Genomic DNA, 24,924 nt, shown 5'->3' with positions numbered 1-24,924 from the left:
GCTTGGCGCCTGCCAGCGGCCGACGGGCGATTTCGGACGGCCGACGCCGTCGGTCATCCACGACACGTTGATGCCGCAGGTCGGATCGGAACTGGCCGTGGCGCGCGGCGAACCGATGTCGCGCTTCAACCTCACGGACGACGAGCGCGAAATGCGCGACCGGGGCTGGACGCTGATCCGCCCGCCGGCGACCGAGGACTGGATCGAAGGCACGCGCACCGAGCTGATCCGCACGCGGATCCTGCCGGAGACCGCCAACAAGCTCGACCCGGACCGCTACTATTCCTACCTGCGCTCGGACAAGTACCGCTCCAGCGAAGTGCGCTACGACAAGGTGGCCGCCGACGCGCTGTCCGACGCGGAACTGGTTCCGCCCTTCTGCGAGGTGGCGACGCGGGTGATGGCCGCCGACGAAGAGCGGCTGCGCGCCCTCGGCCGCCGCGACATCTCCACCAAGGAAGAACTGGCGGGCGCCCAGGCGCGGGTTTGGGAAAACCGCCGCTATGTCGACTGGGCCAGCCAGGCGCTGCGCTATCGCCTCGTCTCCTACCGCAACGCCATCGACGCCCTCGAGATCGAGACGCCGTCCCACAACAAGGTGTGGGATGCGAACGTTGCCTGGAAGAAGCTCGCCGCCGAGGTGGTGCTGCTGGAAAAGGGTTGCGAGGCGATCAACCGCTACGGCCAGGAAGAGGAAACGCGGCGCTCGCGCATCTATTCCAACTGGGGCACCGAGCGGCCGGCACCGGTGAAGTGAGCCGGCGGGGCGGCCGCTGTCACGCAATCCTCACACAGTCATGCGATGGGGCATGCGATGCGGCGCGCTTGCGGGCAGGCGCCCGCGCGGTTAAGCACAACGCCAGGCCGCCCTCCCTCCCCGAGCACAGCACCGGAGCCCCATGTCGGTTTCCCTTCGCGCGCTGACCAAGCGCTTCGGCCAGCAGACGGCCGTTTCCAACATCACGCTGGATGTGGAGGCGGGCAGCTTCTTCGCCATTCTCGGCCCCTCCGGCTGCGGCAAGTCCACCTTGCTGCGGCTGATCGCCGGGCTGGAAACGCCTGACGAGGGCGAGATCGCCATCGGCGGCGAGACAGTCGCCTCCCCCTCCCGGCACGTGCCGCCGGAAGCGCGCAATGTCGGCGTGGTGTTTCAGTCCTACGCCTTGTGGCCGCATATGAGCGTGCACGACAACGTCGCCTTTCCGGTGGAAAGCGCCGGGCTTGCCGCAGGCGAACGCAAGGCGCGTGTGGAGACCAGCCTCGACAAGGTGGGACTGGCGGCCTTCGCGGCACGCAAGCCCGCCTCGCTGTCGGGCGGCCAGCGCCAGCGCGTCGCCCTTGCCCGCTGTATCGCCCAGCAGGCCGGCACCATCCTGATGGACGAGCCGCTGGCCAACCTCGATCCGCATCTGCGCCAGTCGATGGAAGAGGAACTCGCACAGTTCCACCGCCAGACCGGCGCGACGACGCTCTACATCACCCACGACCAGCGCGAAGCAATGGCACTGGCCGATCGCATCGCGATCCTGTGGGAAGGACGACTGCTGCAGGCCGCCAGCCCCGAGACGGTGTATCAGCGCCCCGCCGGCGAGCGGGTCGCCCGTTTCATCGGTCGTTCGGCGCTGACAAGGGTGAACGTGGCAGCGGCGGAAAACGGCATGGCGCAGGTCAAGTCGGGCAGCCTGACGCTTGAGGTGCGCGCACCTGGCGATGCGCGGCCCGGAGCCGGCAGGGTGGTGCTGCGGCCAGAGGACATCCGCGCCGAGGCCGGCGACGGCGCGCTGAGCGCAACGGTCCTGCATGCGAGCTATCGCGGCGGCTTCTTCGAGGCGACGGCCGACCTGACCGGTATCGACGAGCCGCTGGTCCTGCACCTTGCCCGGAAGGTCGCGCCCGGTGAGAGGGTGCCGGTGCGCATCACCGGCGGCTGGCTGCTGCCGCAGGACGGCTGAGCCCCCCTTCCCTGGCGAAAACGAGAGCCCACAAACAAAAACCGCTGCGGATCGCTCCGCAGCGGTCTGAAACCTGTCGGCTTGTGCGTCGGCCCTGCAGCCGCGCCAAGCCGTCCGGCAGGGCTTACTTGCCGCGCTTGCGCTGCTGGCCGAGGCCCATCTTCTTCGCCAGCTCCGAACGGGCTGCCGCATAGTTCGGCGCCACCATCGGGTAGTCGGTCGGCAGGCCCCACTTCTCGCGGTACTCTTCCGGCGACATGTCGTAGTGCGTGCGCAGGTGGCGCTTCAGCGACTTGAACTTCTTACCGTCTTCCAGGCAGATGATGTAGTCGGGGGTGACCGACTTCTTCACCGGCACGGCCGGACGCAGCGGCTCCGGCTCCGGCTCGACGGTCGAGCCGCTGGTGCGCTGGAGAGCGTTGTAGACCTCGTTGATCAGACCGGCGAGGTCGGACGAAGCGACTGTATTGTTCGAGACATAGGCCGAGACGATGTCGGCGGTCAGGTCGATGAGATTGTCGTCGGCGACCGTATCAGTCATTATTCCACCCATCAGTTTATTCGGAACTTTGCGAAATAGACCGACAAAAATTACGACCAGACAAGCTCAGCGTACTGTTGGGATACTGACGCGAGATAATATCTGACTTCGATTCTGTCGACCGAAACCCATGGGTGTCGTATATATCGACAAAATCGCGATCACAAGAGAAATTTTTCAATGAAACCCATGTAGCTTCGCCTAAATGCCTATCGATTGCCAAGGCCGGTTTAGAATTCGCAAAAGCAAGAAAAGCAGATCGCGAATAAAAAGGCGAAATCTGGGCGATTGCCCTGGCAAGAATAGACCCGCACCGACAGAGCGGCGCGGGCCGTAACGTCACTTCGGCTCGTCTGCCATCTCGTCGATATGGGTATCCGAGCAGGGCTGATAGCCGGCCTGATAGGCGGCCTTGGCCAGCAGATGCGCGGCGACGGGGGCGGTCAGCAGGAAGAACACCACGCCGGCCAGCGCACGGGTGAGCACGTCGACCTCGCCGGCGTGAACCGCCAGCGCGATCAGCATCAGGCCGGAGCCGAGCGTTCCCGCCTTCGATCCGGCATGCATGCGCATGTAGACGTCCTTCAGCCGCAGCAGGCCGATGGTGGCGATCAGCGAGAAGATCGAGCCGACGACGAGGACGATGCCGACGGCGATTTCGTAGAACGGGGTCATCGGCCAGCCTCCTGCGCAGCGCGCGTGCGGGCATCGCGGATCTCGTCGACGATCGTCGGATCCTTGGCCAGGCCGCGGTTCAGCACGAAACGGGCGAACGCGACGGTCGCAAGGAAGCCGACGAGACCGAGCGCAATCGCGATGTCCACATAGAGGTAGTAGTCGGTCTGGACGCCGATGGCGGCGATGAAGCCGATGCCGACGGCGACCAGCATGTCGAGCGCCACCACCCGGTCGGGCAGCGTCGGCCCCTTGACGATGCGCAGCACGATCAGGACGAAGGACACCGTCAGGATCGCCAGCGAGATGCTGACGCAGATGTTGAGGAAGTCGGAGGAGAAATTGGCAAGGCCGCTCATCGGAAGGCCTCCAGGATCTTGCGTTCGAAACCGTTCTTGATGTCGTCGATGGTCGCCTGCTTGTCCGGCACGTCGATGCAATGGACATAGAGCGTACGGCGGTCATCGGAGACGTCGACGGACAGGGTGCCGGGCGTCAGCGTGATCAGATTGGCGAGCATGGTGATCTCGAAATCCCGGTCCACGGTGAGCGGATAGGCGATGATGCCCGGCTTCAGGTCGATCTTCGGCCGCAGCACGATGGCCGCGACGCGCAGCGCCGACAGCACCAGCTCGTAGATGAACAGAAGAGCCAGCGTACCGATCTGCCAGAAACGCCGCAGGTACCGGTCCGAGCCCACCTGCTCGCGGATGATGTACAGCGCCATCATGCCGAGCACGAAGCCGAAGAACAGGTTGACCTCGGCGAAGCTGCCGGTGACGGCGCCCCAGGCGAGCGCCAGCAGGATGTTGATGAGGAAAAGGCCGGTCATTGGACGATGTCTCCGAAGACGGACCGCAGGTAGCCGAGCGGCTCGACCAGGGTCAGGGCGCCGCGTTGCGCCACCTGCATCATGAACTCGGGCTGCAGGCCGATCACCACCACCAGGCCGAGCAGCAGGGCGATGGGCAGCCAGACGGCGGCTCCGCCGACCTCACGCGGGACGACGAGCGCGGTGGTGAGCTGGCCGTCGGCCGTCCCTTCCGCCCCGCCCCGCCAGAAGGCGTAGATCCACACCCGGCCGACGGCGATGGTGGTCAAAAGGCCGGTCAGCAGGATGGCACCGGCGATCCAGCCGTGCCCGTCGCGCAGCGCCGCGTCGACCAGAAGCACCTTCGGCCAGAAGCCGGAGAACGGCGGCAGGCCGGACACGGCGAAGGCCAGCATCAGGAACACCGCACCGAGCACCGGGCTGGCCCGGTAGAGGCCTCCGAGCTCGCGCAGCGAATAGGATCCGCCGAGCGCGCGCATGACACCGGCGGTCATGTAGAGCGCCGTCATCACCAGGATCGAATGGACGGCGTAGAAGATCGCACCGGCCATCGCCGGTCCGGTGCCCATGGCAAGGCCGGCGAGCATCGAGCCGATGCCGGAGATGACCAGATAGCCGAGCAGGCGGCGCAGGTCGGTCTGGGCGAGCGCACCGATCACGCCGGTCAGCATGGTGGCGATGGCCACCACGGCAATCAGGTCGGACAGGACCACACGGGCATCGGGCAGCAACACGCCGAAGATGCGCAGCAGCGCGTAGACGCCGACCTTGGTCAGCAGGCCGGCGAACACCGCCGCCACGACGATGCGCGGCGTGTGGTACGAGGCCGGCAGCCAGAAGTTGACCGGGAAGGCCGCCGCCTTCATGCCGAAGGCCAGGAAGTACAGCACCGCGACCGTCATCAGCGGGCCATCGACGCCGCTGGACGCTGCCTTGCGGGCGATGTCGGCCATGTTGAGCGTGCCGAGGATGCCGTAGAGAAGGCCCGTGGCGATCAGGAACAGCGTCGTGGCGATGATGTTCAGCAGGGCGTACTTGACCGCGCCGTCCAGCTGGGCGCGCTCGTTGCCGAGCACCAGCAGGCCGAAGGACGAGATCAGCAGCACCTCGAACCACACATAGAGGTTGAAGATGTCGCCGGTCAGAAACGCACCGCAGACGCCGGTCATCATCAGCAGCAGGAACGGATAGAAGCCGTAGCGCCGTCCGGAGCTGTCGATGTCGTTGATGCCGAACACGGCCGCCGCCAGTGCGACAATGGACGAGGTCAGGGCAAGGGTCGCGCCCATCGCATCCACCGTGAAGGCGATGCCGAAGGGCGGCAACCAGTTGCCGGCGACCATGGTCAGCACGCCCTTATCGAGCACGCGGGCGAGCAAGCCGGCGCAGGCGAAGACCAGCAGCGTCAGGAAGATGATCGCGATCTTCGGCTGGGAGCTGGTGTTCTTGCGCGTCATCAGGCAGAGCGCGCCGCCGAGAATGGTGATGACCAGCGGAGCGATCATCAGCCAGTCACCCGGCGGGACCGCATCCATCCGCATGGCCTGCGAAATATCAACGGAGTAGTCGGAAGCGGCCATGCTCAGTATCCCTGCGGCGGGGCGGTTTCACCGGTCGGCTCGGCGACGCGCATTTCGACCGCGTCGTCGGTGCCGAGTTCCTGGTAGGCGCGGAAGGACAGCACCAGCAGGAAGGCGAAGAAGGAGAAGGAGATCACGATGGCCGTCAGGATCAGCGCCTGGGGCAGCGGATTGGCGATCGTTCCCTCCGGGACCTGAAGGGCCTCCGGGATGACCGGCGGCACTTCGCGCAGCAAGCGGCCGGAGGTGAAGATCAGCAGGTTCACCGCATTGCCGAAGATGGCGATGCCGAGCAGCACGCGCACCAACTGACGCGACATCAGCAGGTAGACGGCCACGGTGAAGAACATGCCGATGATGATGGCAAAGGCGGCTTCCATCAGTCGCTCTCCCGCTCTTCGAGGGCCAGGGCAATCGAGGAGATCGAGCCGACGACCACCAGATAGACGCCGATATCGAAGAACAGCGGCGTGGACAGCGGCACCTCGACGCCGAGCATGTGGACGTACCACCACTGGCTGGTCATGAAAGGCTGGCCCGTGAACAGGGACGGCAGACCCGACAGGCCGGCGAGAAACAGGCCCGCGGCCGAGATGCTCATCGGATGGAACGTGATCGCCCGGCGCACCGCCGCGACACCGCAGGCGATACCGTAGATGGCGAAGGCCGAGGCGGCGATCAGACCGCCGATGAAGCCGCCGCCCGGCTCGTTATGGCCGCGCAGCAGCACGAAAATCGAGAAAAGCACCATCAACGCTGCCAGATAGGGTGCGATGGTGCGGAAGATGATCGTCCTCACAGGCGTGCCTCCCCGCTCTTCTGCAGCGCCTCGTCACCGGCGGCGCGGTCGAGCGCCTCCTCCCGCGCATGTTTCGGCCGCACCCGGATGAGGGCGAGAACGCACAGGCCGGCCAGCATCACCACGGCGATCTCGCCGAACGTGTCGAAGCCGCGGAAGTCGACGAGGATGACGTTCACGATGTTGCGCCCATGGGCGATGGTGCGGCTGTAGGATTCGAAGAAATCGGACAGCGACCGGTCGAAAGTCAGCTCGGTGATCCGCATCAGCAGACCGGCGAGACCGACGCCGACGCCCAGCGCAATCGCCCCCTGCACGATCCGTTGCGGCATCGGCCGATGATCGCGCGGGCGCAGGTTCAGACGGGTCATCACCAGGGCAAGGATCACCACCGACAGGGTTTCGACCATGAACTGGGTGAAGGACAGGTCCGGCGCGCCGAACAGCATGAAGATGACGGCGACCGCAAAGCCCTGGATGCCCAGCGAGACGATGGCGGTCAGTCGGGTCTTGGCGACGAGGACCGCCACCAGACCGCTGACGGCGATGGCCAGGATGCCCCACTCGTAGAAGCGGAAGTCCGGCATCGGCACGGCCGACGGCCAGTTGCCGGTGAGCGTCAGCGGCACCAGCAGCGCCAGCGCGGTGATCAGGAAGGTGAGCGTCATGTAGACGTCCATCCGCCCGCCCTGGATCAACCGGGTGAAGCTGCCCGAGAAGGAGACGATGCCGGCAATGACCTGGTCGAAGCCCTTGTCCGGGCCCCAGCCGATGGCGGCGAGCGTGCGGGCCATGACGGCGCGCAGCGCGTCGAGCTTGAGATAGAAGACGATGCCCAGCGCGACGGTCACCAGCGACAGGATGAGCGCCGCGCCGATATAGCCGGGGATGAGATGGACCTCCACCTCGGTCGCCGTGCCGAGCACGGAGGAGACCACCGGAGAGATGAAGTAGACGCCGGTCGCATGCGCCATCACGGCCGCGGCAAGGCCGGCCAGCGACAGCGCGACAGGCCCCGCGAAGAGCAGGACCGGCCCTTCATGCGCGTGCTTGGGGGTCTCGACCTTCGGCCCGAGGAACGGCTTCAGCGCCACCGCGGCGGCGATCACCAGCATGAGGGCATTGCCGATCACCGCGACGGCGGTCACCGCCTGGTTGGCGCCGGTCGCACCCCAGGTGCCGGCATACAGGTATTCCTTGGCGATGAAACCGACGAAGGGCGGCAGACCCGACATGGACAGCGCGGCCAGGCAGGCGGCGGCGAAGGTGATCGGCATGGCGCTGCGCAGGCCGCCGAGCTTCGTCACGTCGCGGGTGCCGGCCTCGTGGTCGATGGTGCCGGCCACCATGAACAGCGCGCCCTTGAACAGCGAGTGGGCGAGCAGGTAGAGCACCGCGCCCTCGATAGCCTTGTCCCAGCTGGTGCCGGTCAGCATGACCAGCAGGCCGAGCGAGGCGACCGTGGTATAGGCGAGCATCAGCTTCAGGTCGGTCTGGCGCACGGCCAGCAGCGTGCCGACCAGCAGCGTGGTTCCGCCGAAGATCGGCAGGATCGTCGTCCACATCGCCGTGTCGCCGAGCACCGGATGCATGCGCATCAACAGGTAGACGCCGGCCTTGACCATGGTCGCCGAGTGCAGGAAGGCGGAGACCGGGGTCGGCGCTTCCATGGCATTGGGCAGCCAGAAATGGAACGGAAACTGCGCCGACTTGGTAAAGGCACCGCCCAGCACCAGCAGCAACACCAACGGATAGAGCGCCTGCTCGCGCAGGATGTCGCCGCCGGCAACCAGCGTGGCCATGTCGGAAACGCCGGTCAGCGCGATGATCATCAGGAAACCGGCCAGCAGCAGCAGGCCGCCGCCGCCCGTCACCACCAGCGCCTGCAGCGCAGCACGGCGCGAGGCGGCGCGCAGATGATCGAAACCGATCAGCAGGAAGGAAGTGATAGAGGTCAGTTCCCAGAAGATGAACAGCGTGATCAGGTCGTTGCCGAGAACCAGACCGAGCATCGCGCCCATGAACAGGAACAGGAAGGAGAGGAAACGGCCCTGATGCGGATGGCCCTTCAGATAGCCGCCGGCATAGAGGATGATGAAGGTGCCGATGCCCGAAATGAGCAGGGCGAACAATGTCGACAGGCCATCGACATAGAAGGAGAAGCTGACGCCGTAGGCCGGCATCCAGTCGACGGCGGGGGTGAAACTGGCGCCGCCTGCGACGTCCGGCACGAGGCCGGCGAAGAACAGGAAGATCGCCGCCGGCACGATGGCGAGCGGCCAGGCCGCATTGGCTCCCAGCAGCCGGGTCGCGAAAGGAGCAATCGCCGCCGCGGCGAAGGGAGCGAGGACGGCGGCGAAGGTCGCCTCAGGGCCTGTGATCGACATGTTCCTCCCCAAAGATATGAAACGGACCCAACAGCCGGGTGATCTGACGAATCAGCCCATGCTATGGAGTGTTCATGAAGATTTGCCTCACATATAACCAGCACAATGAGCCGGGCAAGCGATTTAGGACCGGGGCCTTACAGTTTTCGGACCGTGTCACCAAGCCTATTGTCGCAGGGGCTGCCGGTTCCTATTTCTGCTTGTCGGGGTTGTCACTTCATTAACGGAGTCCGCACATGTCGAACGCGACGGAGCACAAGAAACTCGAGAAAAGCGACGAGGAGTGGCAGGCGGAACTGACGCCGGAACAGTTCCATGTGCTGCGAAGGGCCGGCACGGAGCGTCCGTTCACCGGCCCGTACTGGAACGTCTTCCGTGGCGGGCTCTATTCCTGCGCGGGGTGCGGCACCCCCCTCTTCCGCTCCGACACCAAGTTCGATGCCGGCTGCGGCTGGCCGAGCTTCTTCGAGCCGGTGACGCCGGACGCAGTGCGCGAATACGAGGACCGCTCGCATTTCATGGTGCGTACCGAAGTGCGCTGCGGCACCTGCGACGGCCATCTCGGCCATGTCTTTCCCGACGGCCCGCCGCCGACGGGCCTGCGCTATTGCATGAACGGCACGGCCCTGCATCTCGACGAGGACGAGTAGGCGCAGGCGAAATACAGGCGAGGCGATCTGACCCCCAACCCAGCCCCCCTCGCCTTGCCTCCGATGACAAGCGCGCCAGCCAGAGCCGCGGCCGCAGGGACCGCTGCAAGAGCCGGCGGAGCGTATGCCGCCGTCCCTCCCCCATCCCCGACTACAAGCCGAAACCGATGACCGACACGCCCAAGCCCGCCCTGACCATCACCTATTGCCGCCAGTGCAACTGGATGCTGCGCGCCGCATGGATGGCGCAGGAACTGCTGTCGACTTTCTCGGAGGAAATCGGCTCCGTCACCCTGGTGCCCGGCACCGGCGGGACCTTCACCATCACCTGCGACGGCAAGACCATCTGGGACCGCAAGGCCGATGGCGGTTTTCCCGAGGCGAAGGTCCTGAAGGCACGCGTGCGCGACCTCGTCTGGCCGGACATGAACCTCGGCCACAACGACGGACACAAGGGCGAGGGGTAAGCGCTTGTCAGACCAATCGTTTTTGGCCTACTCCTGAAACGATTGGAGGCGAACTTCGATGGTTCAGGCGGTTTTCCATCACAAGATCGACAGCATCTATGATGACATCACGGGGGAGCAGTATCACTTTCCCCGAATGTATCTGAGCCGCGTCGAGCAGGCTGTGGGCGACTGGATCGTCTATTACGGCCCGATACCGAGGAAAAAAGGCCGCTTCTATTCGGGAGTTGCAAAGGTAGCCTCCGTCAGGCCTGACCCCGGCCAGGACAACCACTTCTACGCCGAGCTCACCGAGTATCTCGATTTTGACCGGCTGGTCGATTACTCCGAGAACGGCGGCTACGAACGCAAGATGTTCCGCGAGGATGGTTCGATCAATGGCGGCACCGCGCAAAATGCCGTTCGTCTGCTCACCCCTTCGGAATTCGCTGCCATCATCAACGCAGGCTTGGCCAACCCCGACGAATGGCCAGACCGTATCGATCCGCCGGCACCTCACCCGGCAGAATTTCCCGGCCTGAGCGATCAGCCACAAACGCCATTTGTTGTTCCCGACACGGAACGACCTGTTGTTACGCAACTGCTCAACAGACCATTCCGAGACGCAAAGTTCCGGCAAAACATCCGCAAGATCTATGACCGCACGTGCGCATTGACCGGCCTGCGTCTGATCAACGGACGTGGGAGGCCTGAGGTCGAAGCTGCCCATATCCGGCCCGTCGAGCACGGCGGCTCGGACTCGATCCAGAATGGCATCGCCCTATCAGGCACCGTCCACTGGATGTTTGATCGAGGCTTGCTCTCTCTAGGCGACGACTTCAGCATCCTCCCGTCTCGGCATCTGAATTATGATGTTTCTCATCTTCTGCATAAGGACATGAGGGCGCGCGTACCCGAGCAGGTGCATCTTCGCCCCCATCCCCACTATCTCGCGTGGCATCGGGACAACGTGTTCAAGAGCTGAACCGCCCTCCTGACACCGTTGTGTCAGCATGATGCGGGTTTCCGGCGGACAAAGCCGGAACACGGGGTTTCCGAAACGCGGCTTTGGGACCATATTGCCGCCATGGCCAAACGACCTTCCTCATCCTCCTCGTCTTCCAGCTCTTCCACCGGCAAGCCGGGCAAGGCCCGTGCTGCGGACGACCGCGACGATGCCGCGCCGCAGGGTTTCGGCGAAGCGCCGCAGGCTGCCTTCGAGGGCGTGCCGCTGACAGGTCCGGTTTCGGACTGGGCCCGGCAGCTGACCGAGGACGAACCGGCGCCGGCGGAGAAGAGCAAGGAGCGCCCCGCCGCGAAACAGGCCAAGCCGGCGCGCTCGGCGCTCGGCACGTCCATGGGCGCAAGCAGCAATCCGCGCGAGCGTGCGGCCGGCGGGCTCAATCCCGTCGCCGGGCTGGACATGAGCCTGGAAGAGGCAGAGGCGCTGCTGGCCAAGCAGGTGGCGGAGACGAAGAAGGCGCGCAAGGGCAAGAAGCCGGCGCCGGAAATGTCGGACGGCACCACCGGGCACACCGCGACCGTGCAGGCGCTCACCGACCTGATCACCTCCGGAAACCCGCTGCACAAGAACGGCGTTGCCTGGGTGCCGCACCGCCCGGAGCGGCCGGCGAAGTCCGAGGGCGGCATCCCGATCAAGCTCGTCTCCGAATACGAGCCGCGCGGCGACCAGCCCACCGCCATCGCCGATCTGGTCGAAGGCCTGGAGAACCAGGACAAGACGCAGGTGCTGCTCGGCGTCACCGGGTCGGGCAAGACCTACACGATGGCGCAGGTGATCTCCCGCACCCAGCGCCCGGCGCTGATCCTGGCGCCGAACAAGACGCTGGCCGCGCAGCTCTACGGCGAGTTCAAGTCGTTCTTCCCTGACAACGCGGTCGAGTATTTCGTTTCCTACTACGACTACTACCAGCCGGAAGCCTACGTCCCGCGCACCGACACCTATATCGAGAAGGAAAGCTCGGTGAACGAGCAGATCGACCGGATGCGCCACTCGGCCACCCGGGCGCTGCTGGAGCGCGACGACGTGATCATCGTCGCCTCGGTGTCCTGCATCTACGGTATCGGCTCGGTCGAGACCTATACGGCGATGACTTTCGCCATCGAGGTGGGCGAGCGGATGGACCAGCGCCAGTTGCTCGCCGATCTGGTGGCGCTGCAATACAAGCGCAACGATGCGGCGTTCCAGCGCGGCACGTTCCGGGTGCGCGGCGACACGGTCGAGATCTTCCCGGCCCACTATGAGGACCGGGCCTGGCGCATCTCGATGTTCGGCGACGAGATCGAGGCGATCACCGAGTTCGATCCGCTGACCGGGCAGAAGTCGGCGGAGATGAAGAGCGTCAAGATCTACGCCAACTCGCACTATGTGACGCCGAAACCGACGCTGGCGCAGGCGATCAAGTCGATCAAATCCGAGCTGGTGCATCGGCTGGAAGAGCTGAACGCGCATGGCCGGCTGCTGGAAGCGCAGCGGCTGGAGCAGCGCACGCTGTTCGACCTGGAGATGCTGGAGGCGACCGGCTCCTGCGCCGGCATCGAGAACTATTCGCGCTACCTGACGGGACGCAATCCCGGCGAGCCGCCGCCGACGCTGTTCGAATACCTGCCCGACAACGCGCTGGTCTTCGCCGACGAGAGCCACGTCACCATCCCGCAGATCGGCGCGATGTATCGCGGCGACTTCCGCCGCAAGGCGACGCTGGCGGAATACGGCTTCCGCCTGCCCTCCTGCATGGACAACCGGCCGCTGCGCTTCGAGGAATGGGACGCGATGCGGCCGCAGACGGTCTGCGTGTCGGCAACGCCCGGCTCCTGGGAGATGGAGGAATCCGGCGGCGTCTTCGCCGAGCAGGTCATTCGTCCGACCGGCCTCGTCGATCCGCAGATCGACATCCGCCCCGCCTCCTCGCAGGTCGACGACCTGCTGGGCGAGGTGCGTGCGGTCGCGGCCAAGGGCTATCGCACGCTGGTCACCGTGCTGACCAAGCGCATGGCCGAGGACCTGACCGAATACCTGCACGAGAACGGCGTGCGCGTGCGCTACATGCACTCCGACATCGACACGCTGGAGCGCATCGAGATCATTCGCGACCTGCGGCTCGGCGCCTTCGACGTGCTGGTCGGCATCAACCTGCTGCGCGAGGGCCTCGACATTCCCGAATGCGGACTGGTCGCCATTCTCGACGCCGACAAGGAGGGCTTCCTGCGCTCCGAGACGTCGCTGGTCCAGACCATCGGCCGCGCGGCGCGTAACGTCGACGGACGGGTCGTGCTCTATGCCGACCGCACGACCGGCTCGATGGAACGGGCGATTGCGGAGACCAACCGCCGCCGCGACAAGCAGGAGGCCTACAACGCCGAGCACGGCATCACGCCGGAGAGCGTGCGCCGGTCCATCGGCGACATCCTGCAGTCGGTCTACGAGCAGGACCACGTCACCGTGGATGCCGGCTTTGCCGAGAGCGGAAACCTCGTCGGCCACAATCTCAAGGCGCATATCGAGGATCTCGAGAAGAAGATGCGCGAGGCGGCCGCGGACCTGGAGTTCGAGACCGCAGCGCGCCTGCGCGACGAGATCAAGCGCCTGCAGGAAACGGAACTGGCGCTGGCCGACGATCCCCTCTCCCGCCAGTCGGCGGTGGAGGATCGCAGCGGCGGCTTCCGGGGCGAGAAGAAATACGGCGCCAGCGCGAACTTGCCGAACGCCTCGAAAGTGCGGAAGAATACGCTCGACGAGATGACCGTCGGACGCACCGAGGTGCCGCTGTCCAACGGACCGCTGCCGAAGAAGCCCGGCAACGCCCCGGAAGACGACGTCAAGCCGGTCGTCCGCGGCAAGATCGGAGCGGGCTCCTATGAGGACCCGGCCGAGGAACGCCAGCGTCGCGGCCGCCCGAAGAAGAGCGGTCGCCCGGGGCGGTAAGGCGTGCGGGCGCACGAAGCGCCCGGCGCCCCCGTTTCAGCGTGCAAAGGCGACTTCAGGCCTGCAAGGGCCTTCGACCGTCTCGCCTGACTGAATGCGGCTCATTTTCCCGCTTTACTTGCAGGGCCGTTTGCATTGAACTCTCTTCTATTCATATCATTGAATTCACAAGAGACTTCCATGAAGCAGACATCAAAAACCATCCCGATGCTCGTCATTGCGGCACTTGCCGTTGCTTGCGGGCCGTTCATGACGCCGATTTCGACGGGCAGCGCCATGGCGCAGAATTCGTCCTCTGCCAAATCCTGGAACGACCCCGATTTTCCGGGCGTCGACCCGTCCCAGCGCGCCCTTTACGGCTGCACCTTCAGTCTCAAGCGCTTCCGCATGAAGTACAAGCAGGTGAAATATTCGGCCTTTGCGAAGGGCCGTGCTTTCTCCATCACCGGCATGAGGGGCTGCGGCTGGAGCGTCGGCGAGCGCACGCAGGCCCGCGCCGATAAGGTCGCGATGGACAAGTGCCGCAAGAACGCCCGCAACCCGGACAGGTGCGAGGTCACCGAGCGCACGACCGACAGGTAGTCGCCAGTACGCGATTCAATTGAACCAAAACAATCAAAGCGACTTGGGTCAAAACCCATTGATCTGATTGATTTGATGTAGCAAGTCCCTAAACCGTGGATCGATGATTGCGCGGGGAGCGGCGCCGTCGCGGCAGCGTCACACGGCTGATCGTCACGCGACGCGCAAATGGCACTTTCGAGGACAGCGGTATGTTCGACCAGGGTAAGGCGGCACCACAAAGACGCCACATGGCGATACTAACCGCGTTCGTCCTCACGGCAATGTTCCCCGTCCTGCCGGCCATTGCGCAGGACATGCCGGCCTGTGCGGTGACGGGAGCCTCGTCGGTGATGATCAACGGCCGCCCGGCACTGCGGCTGTCGGACGTGGCCGCGTGTCCGCCGGGCCTGTTCGAGCCGGTCCCGGGCGTCTTCGTGGAAGGCGAGCCGGCCGTGCGCTTCGTCGCGCCGGTGGAGGGATGCGTTGTCGCCGGCTCGGCCGACGTGACCATCGACGGGGCGGGCGCGGTGCGCGCAGGGGACGTCGTCTGCCCGCCGCAGTGACCAAGCGGTAGGCGGGAGCCGAAAATCCTTTCAGAATCCGGCGCATGCGGTGCTGCACGGGGCCGATTCACCATGTCGCCGTGCGGTCATATGCGCTATAGAACGCTCGAACCCCTTGTCCGGAGTCCGCTGCGTGAGCCTTCGTAAACTTGCCAATCGTTTCCGAGCCTATCGCGCCGGACTGAAGTCGCCACCGCTTACGGACGGACATGACGAGGTAACAGCGGCCGGCGGCGCGCGTACGCTCTACCACTCGCGGTTCAATCCGGCCTGGTTCGAAGAGCTCGGCATCGTGCCGAAGGTGATCGTCGATCTCGGCTCCTTCGACGGCGGCGATGCCTTCCGCTTTTCCCGCGCCTTTCCCGATTGCCGGGTGGTGACGGTGGAGGCCGACCCGCAGCGTTTTGCGCTGGTCGGCAACAACCTCTCCGGCGAACACGTGGAGGTGCTGAACTACGCTGCCTGCGCCACGGATGGGCCGGTCGACTGGCACCCGGCGACGATCGACGGCGAGGTCTTCGGCCAGGGCTCGATCTACGCCCATACCGACACCTATCGCAGCCGCTTCTCGCATGTGGCGCAGCAGGCGGCGACGCAGGTGGAAGGACGCCGCTTCGACACGCTGTGCGCCGGGCTCGGCATCACCGCCATCGACCTGCTGCACATGGATATCGAGGGGGCGGAAGCCGCCGTGCTGTCGAGCCTCGGCAGCATACGGCCAACGCTGGTCTACATGGAATTCAGCAAGGGCTATTTCGCCGGCGCACCGGACGGCCGCGAAACCCATCGCAGGCTGGAGGAGCTGGGCTACCGGATGGTTCTGGACCTGTCCAGCGACCGGCTCTACCTGCGCTCCAACTGACGGCTCAGGTCTCCGGCTCGGTCTCGAAGCGCAGCGGAAAGCCGTTGGCGCGTCCGGCCTCGGTCGCGCGGGTCGCCTTGGTCTCGGCGACATCGCGCGGGAAGACGGCGACCACGCACACTCCCTGCTGATGGGCGGTGATCATCACCCGCACTGCCTCGTCCTCGCTCATCCGGAACTCGGAGGCGAGCACCGCCACGACAAACTCGCGCGGCGTGAAGTCGTCATTGAGAAGCAGCACCTTGTAAAGGCGCGGGCGCTCCGTCCGCGTCTTCGCGGACGGCTGCAGCGTTGTGGACCTGTCGCTCATGGGGGCGCTTTTATCACACACGGGCACGCTTGTGCACCTGCGCGATCCGAGGCCGCAACGAATGACGCGCCCAGCGTTTCGCGGCGCGATGCCACCCTTGCCAAGGTCCATGAAAGCGCCTACCTCCGCTCCATGTTGAAGACACCCAATAGCCCCCTTTCCGATGCCGCGGCTGCGCCGGCGCCGCGCGCGGAACAGCGCCCCCTTACCCTGACCACCCACGGCATCGTCAGGGAGGACCCCTACCACTGGCTCCGAGCGGAGAACTGGCAGGAGGTGATGCGGGCGCCCGACACGCTCGACCCCGCCATCCGCGCCTATCTGGAAGCAGAGAACGCCCATCTGGAAGCCGGCATGGCCGACACGAAGGGCCTGCAGGAGACGCTGTTCTCCGAGATGAAGGGGCGGATCAAGGAAGACGACAGCAGCGTACCGATGGCCGACGGGCCCTATGCCTACGGCTTTGCCTATGTGGCCGGCGGGCAGCATCCGCGCCTCGTGCGCATGGCTCGCGAGACGGCCGAGCGCGGCGGCGAGGCCGAGGAAATCCTGATCGACGGCGACAAGGAAGCGAGCGGCAAGGCCTATTTCCGCCTCGGCGGCGCGTCGCACTCGCCCGACCATTCACGCCTTGCCTGGGCCTTCGACGACAAGGGCTCGGAGTTCTACACGCTACTGGTGCGGGATCTCGCCAGCGGGCGCGATCTCGACCAGCGGATCGAAGACACGGGCGGCGGCGGCGTCTGGTCCGCTTGCGGCCGTTATCTCTTCTATGTGCGCCTCGACGACAATCACCGGCCCTCCCGGCTGTTCCGCCACGAGGTCGGGACGGATCCGGCCGGCGACGTGCTGGTTTACGAGGAGGCCGATCCGGGCTTCTTCATGGGCATCGGCAAGACCCAGTCCGGCCGCTTCCTGACCATCGACATTCACGATCACGAGACGTCCGAGGTCCGCCTGATCCCGGCCGATGTACCGCTGGAAGCCCCCCTTACGGTCGCCCCGCGCGCAACCGGCACCGAGTATTCGGTGGAGGACGACGGCGGCGACACGCTACTGCTGCTGACCAACCACGGCGGCGCCGAGGACTTCCGCATCATGAGTCTGCCGCTCGCCGAATTGCGCGCGGGCGCGGGCCCCGATGCGTGGCGGGACGTGGTGCCGCATCGCGAGGGCCGGCTGATCCTCTCCTTCACCTGCTATGCCAAGCACATGGTGCGGCTGGAGCGGGAAGACGGTCTGCCGCGCATCGTCGTGCGCCGCATCGCCGACGGGCTGGAGCACGCCATCGCCTTCGACGAGGAGGCCTATTCGCTCGGCCTCACCGACGGCTACGAGTTCAACACCAACCGCATCCGCTTCTCCTACTCGTCGATGACGACGCCGGCGCAGGTGTTCGACTACGACATGGAGACGCGCGAGCGCACGCTGCGCAAGACGCAGGAAGTGCCGTCGGGCCATGACCCGCATGCCTATGTGACGCGGCGCCTGCAGGTGCCGGCCGGCGACGGCGAGACGGTGCCGGTGTCGCTGCTCTATCGCAAGGATACGCCGCTGGACGGCAGCGCGCCCTGCCTGCTCTACGGCTACGGCTCCTACGGCATCACCATCCCGGCGAGCTTCAACACCAATTGCCTGTCGCTCGTCGACCGCGGCTTCGTCTACGCCATCGCGCATATCCGCGGCGGCAAGGACAAGGGCTTCCGCTGGTACCGGGACGGCCGCCGGCAGGCCAAGATGAACACGTTCACCGACTTCATCGCCGCGGCCCGCCATCTGGCCGACGAGGGCTTCACCTCGCCCAACCGCATCGTCGCGCAGGGCGGCTCGGCCGGCGGCATGCTGATGGGCGCGGTGGTCAACATGGCGCCGGAGGCCTTCGGCGGCATCATCGCCGAGGTCCCCTTCGTCGACGTGCTCAACACGATGCTCGACGATACGCTGCCGCTGACGCCGCCGGAGTGGCCCGAATGGGGCAATCCGGTCGCTTCCCAGGACGACTACCGGACCATCGCGGCCTACTCGCCCTACGACAATGTCACGTCGCAGGCCTATCCGCCGATCCTGGCGGTCGGCGGGCTGACCGACCCGCGCGTCACCTATTGGGAGCCGGCCAAGTGGGTTGCGCGTCTGCGCGAGCGGCGCAGCAACGAGGCGGCGCTCTTCCTCAAGACCAACATGGAAGCCGGTCACGGCGGCGCCTCCGGCCGGTTCGACCGGCTCAAGGAAGTGGCGCTCGTCTACGCCTTCGCGCTGAAGGTCGCGGGCGCGACGGGCTGAACAGCGATCCGGCGCGGGCATGACACCGTAAACGGCATCATGAGCGGCTAGTTGCCGCCAGCAGCCGACTAAGGAGGTTTCCATGCCCGCGCTGATCTTCTGCCGCGAGGCGGCTCGCGCCAACATTTCCGCTCTGGCAGCCGTTCTTGCTCTCGTGCTTCTGCTGCCGGTGCTGGCCGCCGGCTCCGCCCATGCGGCCGCCAAACCACTGGTACTCGAAGAGTATTTCCGCGGCCGTACGGTCGGAGAAGGCGTCTTCGAGAGCGGCATCGCCGATATCCGCCGTCCCTTCACCGTCGTCACCCACGGCACGTGGAACCCGAAGACCTTCACGCTGCGTCTGCGTGAGGATTTCCGCTTCGCCGACGGCGAACGGGACACCAAGGTCTGGTTCTTCCAGAAAGTGGCCGACAATCGCTATGTCGGCACGCGATCCGACGTGCTCAATCCGGTGACGATCACCACCGGCGGACAGAGCATCCGCTTCAACTATGCGGCGGAGCTGGCAACCGAGGATGGACCGCTGGCCGTGCGCTTCTTCGATACGCTGACGCGGGTCGACGCGCGCACGGTGCGCAACACCGCCGATGTGCGCAAATACGGCATCACCGTCGGCACAATCGACCTCACCTTCCGCAAGTAACCAGGGCTACGGCACGGCGCGTCACACTGCGGTCACGAAAGGCGGCAAGGGTTCCCTCCCCGCATCCGACCCGCCTTTCGCCAAATGACGCCTTACCAGTCCTATGTGATCTGCACCTCGCCTCGCAGCGGCAGCACGCTGTTGTGCCGGTTACTGGCCGCGACCGGCACTGCCGGCCGGCCGAGCTCCCTGTTCCACGAACCGTCACTGGATGACTGGCTGGAGCGCTTCGGGCTTTCCGCCGATACCGACCGCGACGAACGCGACGTTCTCGCCGAGATATTCGCCGCAGCCCTCGACGAGGGACGCGGCGGGACCGACATTTTCGGCGTACGCCTCCAGCGTCACAGCTTCGCGTTCTTCCGCGACAAGCTGGCAATCCTGCACCCTAGCCGCCCGAGCGACCATGCACGGCTCGAAGCCGCCTTCGGCCGCACGCTGTTCGTTCACCTGACCCGCCTGGACAAGGCGGCGCAGGCGGTGTCCTACGTGAAGGCGCAGCAGAGCGGCCTGTGGCACAGAGCCTCGGACGGCACGGAGCTGGAACGCCTGTCGCCGCCGCGCGAACCCGTCTACGACGCGGAGCTGCTGCGCAGCACCCACGACATCATGGCAACGGCGGATCGCGACTGGGAGAACTGGTTCGTGGACCAGGGCATCGCGCCGCTGCGACTTACCTATGAGGCCCTTTCGGCCGACCCGCCGGCAACCCTACGCCTTGTGCTCGATGCCCTCGGCCTCGACTCGTCTCCGGCAAACACCGCCGTACCGGACGTCGCCCGGCTGGCCGATGCGACGAGCCGGGACTGGGTGGCGCGGCTGCGGGCAGACCTTGAGGCCCGACAGCCCTAGCGGCTGCAGGTGTTGACGCCGAACAGCGTGTAGGCCGGGCACCATTTCAGGAAGGCGGTCAGCAGCGGCACGACGCCGATCCAGCCGATCCACTTCCAGGTGATGTCCGCCGGCCCAAACAGGGCAAACGCAATCAGCGCCACACCGACGACGATGCGGGCGATCCGGTCGGCGCTGCCGACATTGGTGGTGATCATCGACATGTGCGGGCTCCTGCTTACGCGTCAATGCCCAAGGCTTCCGGCCTCGCGGGCAGTTCAACGCCCCTAATTTCGACTATTCGAATATAAAAGAAATTACCTGTCTGCGGCAAGACGGCAGGCTGCGACAGGTTTGCAAGCCTGACGTGCCGGCTGACAGACGCAGCGTGGACAGCCGCTCGCGCCTCGGCTATGTGCGGGGCACATCCTGTTCCCTCCCCTCCCCGCCGCGATGCCTGCCATGACCGACCAAGTTCCTGCCCACGACATGCGGATCGAGACCGGCCGCGGCGCGATCTTCGTGCGGGTCTTCTGGCGCGAAACATCGCTCGAAACCGCGCCGGCGCCGATCGTGCTGTTTCACGACTCCCTCGGCGCCGTGGATCTGTGGCGCAGCTTTCCGCAAGCGCTCGCCGCCGCGACGGGCCGCCCGGTGATCGCCTACGACCGGCTCGGCTTCGGACGCTCGGATACCTTTCCGGGCGCGTTGCCTGCCGACTTCATCGCAGCGGAGGGGGAAGACACTCTGCCGCTGCTCCGGAACGCCTTCGGCTTCACCCGGTTCATCGCCTGCGGACATAGCGTCGGCGGCGGCATGGCGGTGGAGACCGCGGGCCAGTATCGCGAGAACTGTCTTGCCGTCGTGACGATGGGAGCGCAGGCCTTCATCGAGGAGCGGACGCTGGACGGCATCCGCGTTGCGCGCGCTGCGTTCCAGCAGCCGGAGGAACTGGCGCGGCTTGCCCGCTACCACGGCGACAAGGCACGCTGGGTGGTCGATGCCTGGACGGAAACCTGGCTGTCGCCGGACTTTGGCGGCTGGACCCTGGACGCAGCGCTGGCACAGGTTGCCTGCCCGCTGCTCGCCATCCATGGGGATGCCGACGAGTTCGGCTCGGACGCTCATCCCGGCTGCATCGCAGAAGGGCGTGGGCGCGCCGTGCTGCTGCCCGGCATCGGTCACAATCCTCACCGCGAGGCGGAAGCGCCGACCGTCGCCCTCATCGCCGATTTCCTCGCCGGGCTCGACGGCTGAGCCGATCGAGGGTCCGGCTCGGGCATCGAGGCGTAACCCGCCTTAAACGAAAAGTGGCTAGAACGGCCTTCACAGGCTCGGCTTCGCGGCCCAGCTACCATGATTCCGCCCCAGTCCTTCCGCCAGATGGCGGGCAATCCGGGACCTGTCCAGGCCACGCGCCGGCCGCCGGAAAGCCACCAGAACAACCCGTCGAGGAGCCTCATGTCCGCTTCAAGCGCTTCCTTCCGCAAGACAGGATCCATGGCCGGTCGCGCCGCTGCGCTGGCGCTGGCTGCAACGCTCGCCCTGTCGCAGGCTGTGCCCGCACAGGCCGGTTTCATCGGCGACCTGCTCTTCGCCCCTACCTATGACGAAGACTATGTGCCGAGCACCTATGGCTCGCGCGCCGACTGCCGCAATCCGTCTGCCGGCCCGTGGCGCGGCATCGTCGGCGGCCGCAAGAGCGTCGACCTGCGGACCATCCAGTTCTCGCGCGAAGGCTGCTTCCAGAGCGAGGCCGAATGCCGGGCGTTCCTGAACCACATTTCCGGGTATCTGACCCTGGTGTTCACGGCCCAGTGCAGCCGGCGCTGACCCCACCGGAAAGTGGACGACACGATACAAAAAAGGCGGGCCCGCAAGGACCCGCCTTCTTCGTTTGAAGCGATGCGACCGGATCTTACGAAGCGGCCTGGAACAGCTCGTCGACATAGTCCCAGTTGACCAGGTTGTCGACGAAAGCCTCGAGGTACTTCGGGCGCGCGTTGCGGTAGTCGATGTAGTAGGAGTGCTCCCACACGTCGACGCCCAGCAGCGGCACGGCGCCGTGCACCAGCGGGTTCTCGCCGTTCGGGGTCTTCGTGACGGCGAGCTTGCCGTCCTTCATCACCAGCCAGGCCCAGCCGGAGCCGAACTGCGTGGTGCCGGCGGCAATGAAGTCCGTGCGGAACTTGTCGAAGCCGCCGAGGTCGGAGTCGATGCGCGAAGCAAGACCGCCCGGCAGCTTGTTGCCGCCGCCATTCGGCTTCATCCACTTCCAGAAATGGATGTGGTTGTAGTGCTGGCCCGCATTGTTGAAGAGACCGGCGTTCTTGCCGAAGCTCTCCTTGACCACCTCTTCCAGCGACTTGCCCTCAAGGCCGGAATCCTTCAGCAGGTTGTTGCCGTTGGTCACATAGGCCATGTGATGCTTGTCGTGGTGATACTCGAGCGTCTCGGCCGACATGTAGGGGCCAAGCGCGTCGTAAGCGTAGGGCAGGTCCGGGAGTTCAAAAGCCATGGAAACCTCCTCAGGGCGGGGCGAAAGAACGATGTCGGCCAGACGGCCGACACTCGCAGGCGGAAGCCGGGGCACCGTTGCCGCGGCGGCCTGCGCGGGTTGTAAGACATTCGGTCCGACAGCTGGATGACGGTCGGTCCGGGTTGCGGGCAACCTTCCGCAAATCGCGTCGGCTGCCTGTCACACAAGGCAAAATAGGCACCCGACCTTCAATCGGCAACGGGCATATGTGCCTTTTTCCCAAAGCCCTGACGCTGCTGCATGCCGACATCGTCACTTGCCGCAGGGTGCTCGCCGGTTACCGGCCGCTCACCGCTTTATCGCTCGCAAAAGAGATTTTCCCTCCCGGTGCGATGCCTCCCGCGCTAGGTTGGCCCCCTCCATTGCCAAGCCCTGCAAGGCCCTTCCCCGCATGATCGCCAAGCCCCACCCCGTCGCTCCCTCTCCCCTGCTGCTCGCGTTCGGCGGTTTCTGTGCACTGGCCGCGGCGATGGGCATCGGCCGCTTCGCGCTGACGCCGGTACTGCCCTTCATGAGCGAAGCCATCCCGCTGTCGGCCTCGCAGGCGGGCCTGATCGCCTCGGCCAATTATCTCGGCTATCTGGTCGGCGCATTGGCGGTGATGGCGGTCAGCAAGGACAGGATCGGCACCGGCTTCCTGCTCAGCCTTGCCGGCAGCGCTGGGACCTCCGCACTGATGGCTGTCGACGGCGGCCTCGTTTGGCTGGCTCTGGTGCGGTTTCTCGGCGGCATCGCCAGTGCGGGCGTGCTGGTGTTCTGCTCGACACTGGTGCTGGACCGGCTGGCGGCAGCCGGGCGAGGCGAGCTCGCCCAGTTCTTCTTTTCCGGCGTGGGCATCGGCATCGCCCTGTCGGCGGCAACCGTCGGCTGGCTGGCCCATCAAGGGGCCGGCTGGCAAGGCCTGTGGGCGGCCTGCGGGCTCGTTTCCGCTGTGCTGTGCGTGGGGGCCGCTCTCTTCGTGGTGGCGCGCGCCCCGCGCGTCGCGGCGACACCGGCGACGAGCACCGCACCGGCGCGCGCCCGCATCTCGCCTGCCCTTGTGCGCCTCGCGATCGCTTATGCGCTGTTCGGCATCGGCTACGTGGTAACCGCCACCTTCCTGACCTCGATCCTGCGCCAGTCGGAAACGCTGGCCCCGTTCGAGGCACCCGCCTGGGCAGCGGTGGGGCTGGCCGCGGCCGGATCCGTCTGGGTTTGGGGCAGGGTCTCGGCCTGGCTTGGCGGAGCCTGGGCCTTTTCGCTCGCCTGCCTCGCCGAGGCCATCGGCGTTGCGGCCAGCGTGACCTTCTCCGGCCTTGCCGGCATGGCGCTGGCTGCCGTCCTGCTCGGCGGCACCTTCATGGGCATCACCTCGCTGGGACTGATCGAGGGGCGGCGGCTGGCCGGCGGCGACCCGCGCAAGGTGATGGCGCTGATGACCGCCTGCTTCGGCACCGGCCAGATGGTCGGCCCGACGCTGGCCGGCCTGATCGCCGATGCCACGGGCAGCTTCTACTGGCCGTCGATGGCGGCAGCGAGCCTCCTGGTGCTGGCGGCGCTGATGGTCGGCCCGCTCTCGGGCCCGCGTCCCGCTCGCGCCCAGGCAAAATGAAAGCGGCGGCACAGCCCTCGCCGCACCGCCGCTCCGATCATTCAGCAGGTTTCGCGCGAAGCGCTCAGCCGTGCGCGAACTCCCAGTAGAGATCGCGGGCGCGCTGAGCGACCGGACCCGGCTGCAACTCGCGATCCTCGATCCGCTTGACCGGAACCACCTTGTTGTAGTTGCCGGTGGAGAAGATCTCGTCGGCATCGAGGAAGTCGCCATAGCCGAGCGTGCGCTCGTAGACCTCGGTGCCCGCATCGCGCAGCAGCTTGATGATGCGCTGGCGGGTGATGCCGTTGAGGAACGTGCCGTTCCAGGCCGGTGTGTGGACTGCGCCGTCCTTGACCATGAACACGTTGGCCGTGGTCAGCTCCGCGACGTTGCCGAGCATGTCCAGCACGATGGCGTTGTCGAAGCCGCGGGATTTGGCCTCGACGATGGCCCGGGCGTTGTTCGGGTAAAGGCAGCCGGCCTTCGCATTGACCGGCATGGTCTCCAGCGTCGGACGGCGGAACGGCGACAGGGTCAGCGTGATCGCCGCATCCTTCGGCGCGAGGGCCGCCTCGAACAGGCAGAGCGCGAAGCGGGTGGAACTGGCATCGCCGGCGATGGTGCCGATGCCGTCGCCTTCCGCCCAGTACATCGGCTTCACATAGACCGGCGTGTCGGGTGCAAAACGGGACAGGCCATCCTGCGTCAGCTCCATCATCTCACCGGCCTTCATCACCGGGTTGAGGCCAAGGGCGACCGCGGAATCATTGAGGCGCTGGCAGTGAAGATCGAGATCCGGCGTCACCCCCTCAAAGGCGCGCGCGCCGTCGAACACCGACGAGCCCAGCCATGAAGCGTGGGTACGCGTGCCCATGATCGGGGCGTTGCCCTCGATCCAGTTGCCGTCGATCCAGTTCCAGGTTTGCGACCACTCGCTCATCTTCTTTGCTC

General features: G+C 65.9%; 28 protein-coding genes. 15 read left to right on the top strand and 13 right to left on the bottom strand.

Annotation, left to right across the window (positions count from 1 at the left end; translation table 11 throughout):
• Nucleotides 1-70 precede the first annotated feature (70 nt).
• Nucleotides 71-757 (top strand): hypothetical protein, encoded by a 687-nt coding sequence (locus BBX35_RS15485; RefSeq protein WP_208979856.1) that lies wholly within the window; start codon nt 71-73, stop codon nt 755-757.
• A 142-nt stretch (nt 758-899) separates the two neighbouring features.
• The gene (locus tag BBX35_RS15480; protein WP_067221914.1) at nt 900-1,952 is read left to right on the top strand and encodes an ABC transporter ATP-binding protein; all 1,053 of its coding nucleotides are present in this window, start codon (nt 900-902) and stop codon (nt 1,950-1,952) included.
• Nucleotides 1,953-2,076: 124 nt separating this feature from the next.
• Here BBX35_RS15480 and BBX35_RS15475 read toward each other — a convergent pair whose 3' ends face one another.
• From BBX35_RS15475 to BBX35_RS15440, 8 genes are all read right to left on the bottom strand, one after another.
• Entirely contained in the window at nt 2,077-2,493 is a 417-nt protein-coding gene (locus tag BBX35_RS15475) for a Ros/MucR family transcriptional regulator (RefSeq protein ID WP_067221912.1), read from the bottom strand.
• Between the two features lie 339 nt (nt 2,494-2,832).
• The gene (gene mnhG, locus BBX35_RS15470) at nt 2,833-3,168 is read right to left on the bottom strand and encodes a monovalent cation/H(+) antiporter subunit G (RefSeq protein ID WP_067221911.1); all 336 of its coding nucleotides are present in this window, start codon (nt 3,166-3,168) and stop codon (nt 2,833-2,835) included.
• A complete protein-coding gene (locus tag BBX35_RS15465) occupies nt 3,165-3,527 on the bottom strand; it encodes a cation:proton antiporter (RefSeq protein ID WP_067221909.1) in 363 nt (120 codons plus the stop codon). The genes mnhG and BBX35_RS15465 overlap by 4 nt, the downstream gene beginning before the upstream one ends.
• Nucleotides 3,524-4,000 (bottom strand): Na+/H+ antiporter subunit E, encoded by a 477-nt coding sequence (locus tag BBX35_RS15460; RefSeq protein ID WP_067221908.1) that lies wholly within the window; start codon nt 3,998-4,000, stop codon nt 3,524-3,526. Before BBX35_RS15460 ends, BBX35_RS15465 begins: the two co-directional genes overlap by 4 nt.
• Nucleotides 3,997-5,580, bottom strand: coding sequence for a Na+/H+ antiporter subunit D (locus BBX35_RS15455; protein WP_067221906.1), 1,584 nt, complete (start codon nt 5,578-5,580; stop codon nt 3,997-3,999). The genes BBX35_RS15460 and BBX35_RS15455 overlap by 4 nt, the downstream gene beginning before the upstream one ends.
• 2 nt (nt 5,581-5,582) lie before the next feature.
• Nucleotides 5,583-5,960 (bottom strand): Na+/H+ antiporter subunit C, encoded by a 378-nt coding sequence (locus tag BBX35_RS15450; RefSeq protein ID WP_067221904.1) that lies wholly within the window; start codon nt 5,958-5,960, stop codon nt 5,583-5,585.
• Nucleotides 5,960-6,379: a Na+/H+ antiporter subunit B gene (locus BBX35_RS15445; RefSeq protein WP_067221903.1), complete on the bottom strand. Its 420-nt coding sequence runs from the start codon at nt 6,377-6,379 to the stop codon at nt 5,960-5,962. The genes BBX35_RS15450 and BBX35_RS15445 overlap by 1 nt, the downstream gene beginning before the upstream one ends.
• A complete protein-coding gene (locus BBX35_RS15440; protein ID WP_067221901.1) occupies nt 6,376-8,766 on the bottom strand; it encodes a putative monovalent cation/H+ antiporter subunit A in 2,391 nt (796 codons plus the stop codon). Before BBX35_RS15440 ends, BBX35_RS15445 begins: the two co-directional genes overlap by 4 nt.
• Nucleotides 8,767-9,002: 236 nt before the next feature.
• Between BBX35_RS15440 and msrB the strand changes: the two genes are divergently transcribed.
• The 4 genes from msrB (at nt 9,003) to uvrB (ending at nt 13,808) form a co-directional block, all read left to right on the top strand.
• Nucleotides 9,003-9,416 carry a peptide-methionine (R)-S-oxide reductase MsrB gene (msrB, locus tag BBX35_RS15435; protein ID WP_067221899.1) on the top strand — a complete coding sequence of 138 codons (414 nt, stop codon included), beginning with the start codon at nt 9,003-9,005 and terminating at the stop codon, nt 9,414-9,416.
• 167 nt (nt 9,417-9,583) lie between these two features.
• Nucleotides 9,584-9,883, top strand: a complete 300-nt coding sequence (locus BBX35_RS15430) for an Rdx family protein (protein ID WP_067221897.1) — start codon at nt 9,584-9,586, stop codon at nt 9,881-9,883.
• 58 nt (nt 9,884-9,941) lie between these two features.
• Nucleotides 9,942-10,847: an HNH endonuclease gene (locus tag BBX35_RS15425; protein ID WP_067221896.1), complete on the top strand. Its 906-nt coding sequence runs from the start codon at nt 9,942-9,944 to the stop codon at nt 10,845-10,847.
• Between the two features lie 102 nt (nt 10,848-10,949).
• A complete protein-coding gene (uvrB, locus tag BBX35_RS15420; protein ID WP_083206353.1) occupies nt 10,950-13,808 on the top strand; it encodes an excinuclease ABC subunit UvrB in 2,859 nt (952 codons plus the stop codon).
• 101 nt (nt 13,809-13,909) lie between these two features.
• On the opposite strand, the gene BBX35_RS23695 is transcribed toward uvrB, so the two are convergent.
• Entirely contained in the window at nt 13,910-14,086 is a 177-nt protein-coding gene (locus BBX35_RS23695) for a hypothetical protein (RefSeq protein ID WP_171901468.1), read from the bottom strand.
• On the opposite strand from BBX35_RS23695, the gene BBX35_RS15415 reads away from it, so the two are divergent.
• From BBX35_RS15415 to BBX35_RS15405, 3 genes are all read left to right on the top strand, one after another.
• Nucleotides 14,085-14,390: a hypothetical protein gene (locus BBX35_RS15415; protein ID WP_141402557.1), complete on the top strand. Its 306-nt coding sequence runs from the start codon at nt 14,085-14,087 to the stop codon at nt 14,388-14,390. The two genes, BBX35_RS23695 and BBX35_RS15415, sit on opposite strands and share 2 nt — an antisense overlap.
• A 230-nt stretch (nt 14,391-14,620) precedes the next feature.
• The gene (locus BBX35_RS15410) at nt 14,621-14,935 is read left to right on the top strand and encodes a PAAR domain-containing protein (protein ID WP_067221893.1); all 315 of its coding nucleotides are present in this window, start codon (nt 14,621-14,623) and stop codon (nt 14,933-14,935) included.
• Between the two features lie 133 nt (nt 14,936-15,068).
• Complete coding sequence (locus tag BBX35_RS15405; RefSeq protein ID WP_067221891.1) at nt 15,069-15,797, top strand: FkbM family methyltransferase; 729 nt, start codon at nt 15,069-15,071, stop codon at nt 15,795-15,797.
• Between the two features lie 4 nt (nt 15,798-15,801).
• On the opposite strand, the gene clpS is transcribed toward BBX35_RS15405, so the two are convergent.
• Entirely contained in the window at nt 15,802-16,107 is a 306-nt protein-coding gene (gene clpS / locus BBX35_RS15400) for an ATP-dependent Clp protease adapter ClpS (protein ID WP_067221889.1), read from the bottom strand.
• 132 nt (nt 16,108-16,239) lie between these two features.
• On the opposite strand from clpS, the gene BBX35_RS15395 reads away from it, so the two are divergent.
• The 3 genes from BBX35_RS15395 (at nt 16,240) to BBX35_RS15385 (ending at nt 19,882) form a co-directional block, all read left to right on the top strand.
• Nucleotides 16,240-18,387: a S9 family peptidase gene (locus tag BBX35_RS15395; protein ID WP_067221888.1), complete on the top strand. Its 2,148-nt coding sequence runs from the start codon at nt 16,240-16,242 to the stop codon at nt 18,385-18,387.
• 82 nt (nt 18,388-18,469) lie between these two features.
• Nucleotides 18,470-19,030: a DUF3833 family protein gene (locus BBX35_RS15390; protein WP_083202398.1), complete on the top strand. Its 561-nt coding sequence runs from the start codon at nt 18,470-18,472 to the stop codon at nt 19,028-19,030.
• Between the two features lie 84 nt (nt 19,031-19,114).
• Nucleotides 19,115-19,882 (top strand): Stf0 family sulfotransferase, encoded by a 768-nt coding sequence (locus BBX35_RS15385; RefSeq protein WP_067221886.1) that lies wholly within the window; start codon nt 19,115-19,117, stop codon nt 19,880-19,882.
• Here the strand turns inward: BBX35_RS15385 and BBX35_RS15380 are convergent.
• Nucleotides 19,879-20,085: a YgaP family membrane protein gene (locus BBX35_RS15380; RefSeq protein ID WP_425274596.1), complete on the bottom strand. Its 207-nt coding sequence runs from the start codon at nt 20,083-20,085 to the stop codon at nt 19,879-19,881. The two genes, BBX35_RS15385 and BBX35_RS15380, sit on opposite strands and share 4 nt — an antisense overlap.
• Before the next feature lie 238 nt (nt 20,086-20,323).
• Between BBX35_RS15380 and BBX35_RS15375 the strand changes: the two genes are divergently transcribed.
• Both BBX35_RS15375 and BBX35_RS15370 read left to right on the top strand, forming a co-directional pair.
• Entirely contained in the window at nt 20,324-21,118 is a 795-nt protein-coding gene (locus BBX35_RS15375) for an alpha/beta fold hydrolase (RefSeq protein WP_208979855.1), read from the top strand.
• A gap of 243 nt (nt 21,119-21,361) precedes the next feature.
• The gene (locus tag BBX35_RS15370; RefSeq protein WP_067221883.1) at nt 21,362-21,694 is read left to right on the top strand and encodes a hypothetical protein; all 333 of its coding nucleotides are present in this window, start codon (nt 21,362-21,364) and stop codon (nt 21,692-21,694) included.
• A gap of 85 nt (nt 21,695-21,779) precedes the next feature.
• Here BBX35_RS15370 and BBX35_RS15365 read toward each other — a convergent pair whose 3' ends face one another.
• The gene (locus BBX35_RS15365; protein WP_067221881.1) at nt 21,780-22,379 is read right to left on the bottom strand and encodes a superoxide dismutase; all 600 of its coding nucleotides are present in this window, start codon (nt 22,377-22,379) and stop codon (nt 21,780-21,782) included.
• 412 nt (nt 22,380-22,791) lie between these two features.
• Between BBX35_RS15365 and BBX35_RS15360 the strand changes: the two genes are divergently transcribed.
• Nucleotides 22,792-23,991, top strand: a complete 1,200-nt coding sequence (locus BBX35_RS15360) for a YbfB/YjiJ family MFS transporter (RefSeq protein ID WP_208979854.1) — start codon at nt 22,792-22,794, stop codon at nt 23,989-23,991.
• 64 nt (nt 23,992-24,055) lie between these two features.
• On the opposite strand, the gene BBX35_RS15355 is transcribed toward BBX35_RS15360, so the two are convergent.
• Nucleotides 24,056-24,913, bottom strand: coding sequence for a branched-chain amino acid aminotransferase (locus tag BBX35_RS15355; protein ID WP_067221880.1), 858 nt, complete (start codon nt 24,911-24,913; stop codon nt 24,056-24,058).
• Nucleotides 24,914-24,924 lie beyond the last annotated feature (11 nt).

It is taken from the genome of Stappia indica (assembly GCF_001696535.1).
In the GTDB taxonomy this organism is placed as follows: domain Bacteria; phylum Pseudomonadota; class Alphaproteobacteria; order Rhizobiales; family Stappiaceae; genus Stappia; species Stappia indica.
This window is presented reverse-complemented; position numbering and strand designations above follow the sequence as displayed.

Excerpts from the sequence above, each read along its gene's own strand:
- BBX35_RS15485 (WP_208979856.1), top strand. The coding sequence starts at position 71 with ATGCCGCAGGTCGGATCGGAACTGGCCGTGGCGCGCGGCGAACCGATG.
- BBX35_RS15480 (WP_067221914.1), top strand. The coding sequence starts at position 900 with ATGTCGGTTTCCCTTCGCGCGCTGACCAAGCGCTTCGGCCAGCAGACG.
- BBX35_RS15475 (WP_067221912.1), bottom strand. The coding sequence starts at position 2,493 with ATGACTGATACGGTCGCCGACGACAATCTCATCGACCTGACCGCCGAC.
- mnhG (WP_067221911.1), bottom strand. The coding sequence starts at position 3,168 with ATGACCCCGTTCTACGAAATCGCCGTCGGCATCGTCCTCGTCGTCGGC.
- BBX35_RS15465 (WP_067221909.1), bottom strand. The coding sequence starts at position 3,527 with ATGAGCGGCCTTGCCAATTTCTCCTCCGACTTCCTCAACATCTGCGTC.
- BBX35_RS15460 (WP_067221908.1), bottom strand. The coding sequence starts at position 4,000 with ATGACCGGCCTTTTCCTCATCAACATCCTGCTGGCGCTCGCCTGGGGC.
- BBX35_RS15455 (WP_067221906.1), bottom strand. The coding sequence starts at position 5,580 with ATGGCCGCTTCCGACTACTCCGTTGATATTTCGCAGGCCATGCGGATG.
- BBX35_RS15450 (WP_067221904.1), bottom strand. The coding sequence starts at position 5,960 with ATGGAAGCCGCCTTTGCCATCATCATCGGCATGTTCTTCACCGTGGCC.
- BBX35_RS15440 (WP_067221901.1), bottom strand. The coding sequence starts at position 8,766 with ATGTCGATCACAGGCCCTGAGGCGACCTTCGCCGCCGTCCTCGCTCCC.
- msrB (WP_067221899.1), top strand. The coding sequence starts at position 9,003 with ATGTCGAACGCGACGGAGCACAAGAAACTCGAGAAAAGCGACGAGGAG.
- BBX35_RS15430 (WP_067221897.1), top strand. The coding sequence starts at position 9,584 with ATGACCGACACGCCCAAGCCCGCCCTGACCATCACCTATTGCCGCCAG.
- BBX35_RS15425 (WP_067221896.1), top strand. The coding sequence starts at position 9,942 with ATGGTTCAGGCGGTTTTCCATCACAAGATCGACAGCATCTATGATGAC.
- uvrB (WP_083206353.1), top strand. The coding sequence starts at position 10,950 with ATGGCCAAACGACCTTCCTCATCCTCCTCGTCTTCCAGCTCTTCCACC.
- BBX35_RS15415 (WP_141402557.1), top strand. The coding sequence starts at position 14,085 with ATGGCGCAGAATTCGTCCTCTGCCAAATCCTGGAACGACCCCGATTTT.
- BBX35_RS23695 (WP_171901468.1), bottom strand. The coding sequence starts at position 14,086 with ATGGCGCTGCCCGTCGAAATCGGCGTCATGAACGGCCCGCAAGCAACG.
- BBX35_RS15410 (WP_067221893.1), top strand. The coding sequence starts at position 14,621 with ATGGCGATACTAACCGCGTTCGTCCTCACGGCAATGTTCCCCGTCCTG.
- clpS (WP_067221889.1), bottom strand. The coding sequence starts at position 16,107 with ATGAGCGACAGGTCCACAACGCTGCAGCCGTCCGCGAAGACGCGGACG.
- BBX35_RS15395 (WP_067221888.1), top strand. The coding sequence starts at position 16,240 with ATGTTGAAGACACCCAATAGCCCCCTTTCCGATGCCGCGGCTGCGCCG.
- BBX35_RS15390 (WP_083202398.1), top strand. The coding sequence starts at position 18,470 with ATGCCCGCGCTGATCTTCTGCCGCGAGGCGGCTCGCGCCAACATTTCC.
- BBX35_RS15385 (WP_067221886.1), top strand. The coding sequence starts at position 19,115 with ATGACGCCTTACCAGTCCTATGTGATCTGCACCTCGCCTCGCAGCGGC.
- BBX35_RS15380 (WP_425274596.1), bottom strand. The coding sequence starts at position 20,085 with ATGTCGATGATCACCACCAATGTCGGCAGCGCCGACCGGATCGCCCGC.
- BBX35_RS15375 (WP_208979855.1), top strand. The coding sequence starts at position 20,324 with ATGACCGACCAAGTTCCTGCCCACGACATGCGGATCGAGACCGGCCGC.
- BBX35_RS15370 (WP_067221883.1), top strand. The coding sequence starts at position 21,362 with ATGGCCGGTCGCGCCGCTGCGCTGGCGCTGGCTGCAACGCTCGCCCTG.
- BBX35_RS15365 (WP_067221881.1), bottom strand. The coding sequence starts at position 22,379 with ATGGCTTTTGAACTCCCGGACCTGCCCTACGCTTACGACGCGCTTGGC.
- BBX35_RS15360 (WP_208979854.1), top strand. The coding sequence starts at position 22,792 with ATGATCGCCAAGCCCCACCCCGTCGCTCCCTCTCCCCTGCTGCTCGCG.
- BBX35_RS15355 (WP_067221880.1), bottom strand. The coding sequence starts at position 24,913 with ATGAGCGAGTGGTCGCAAACCTGGAACTGGATCGACGGCAACTGGATC.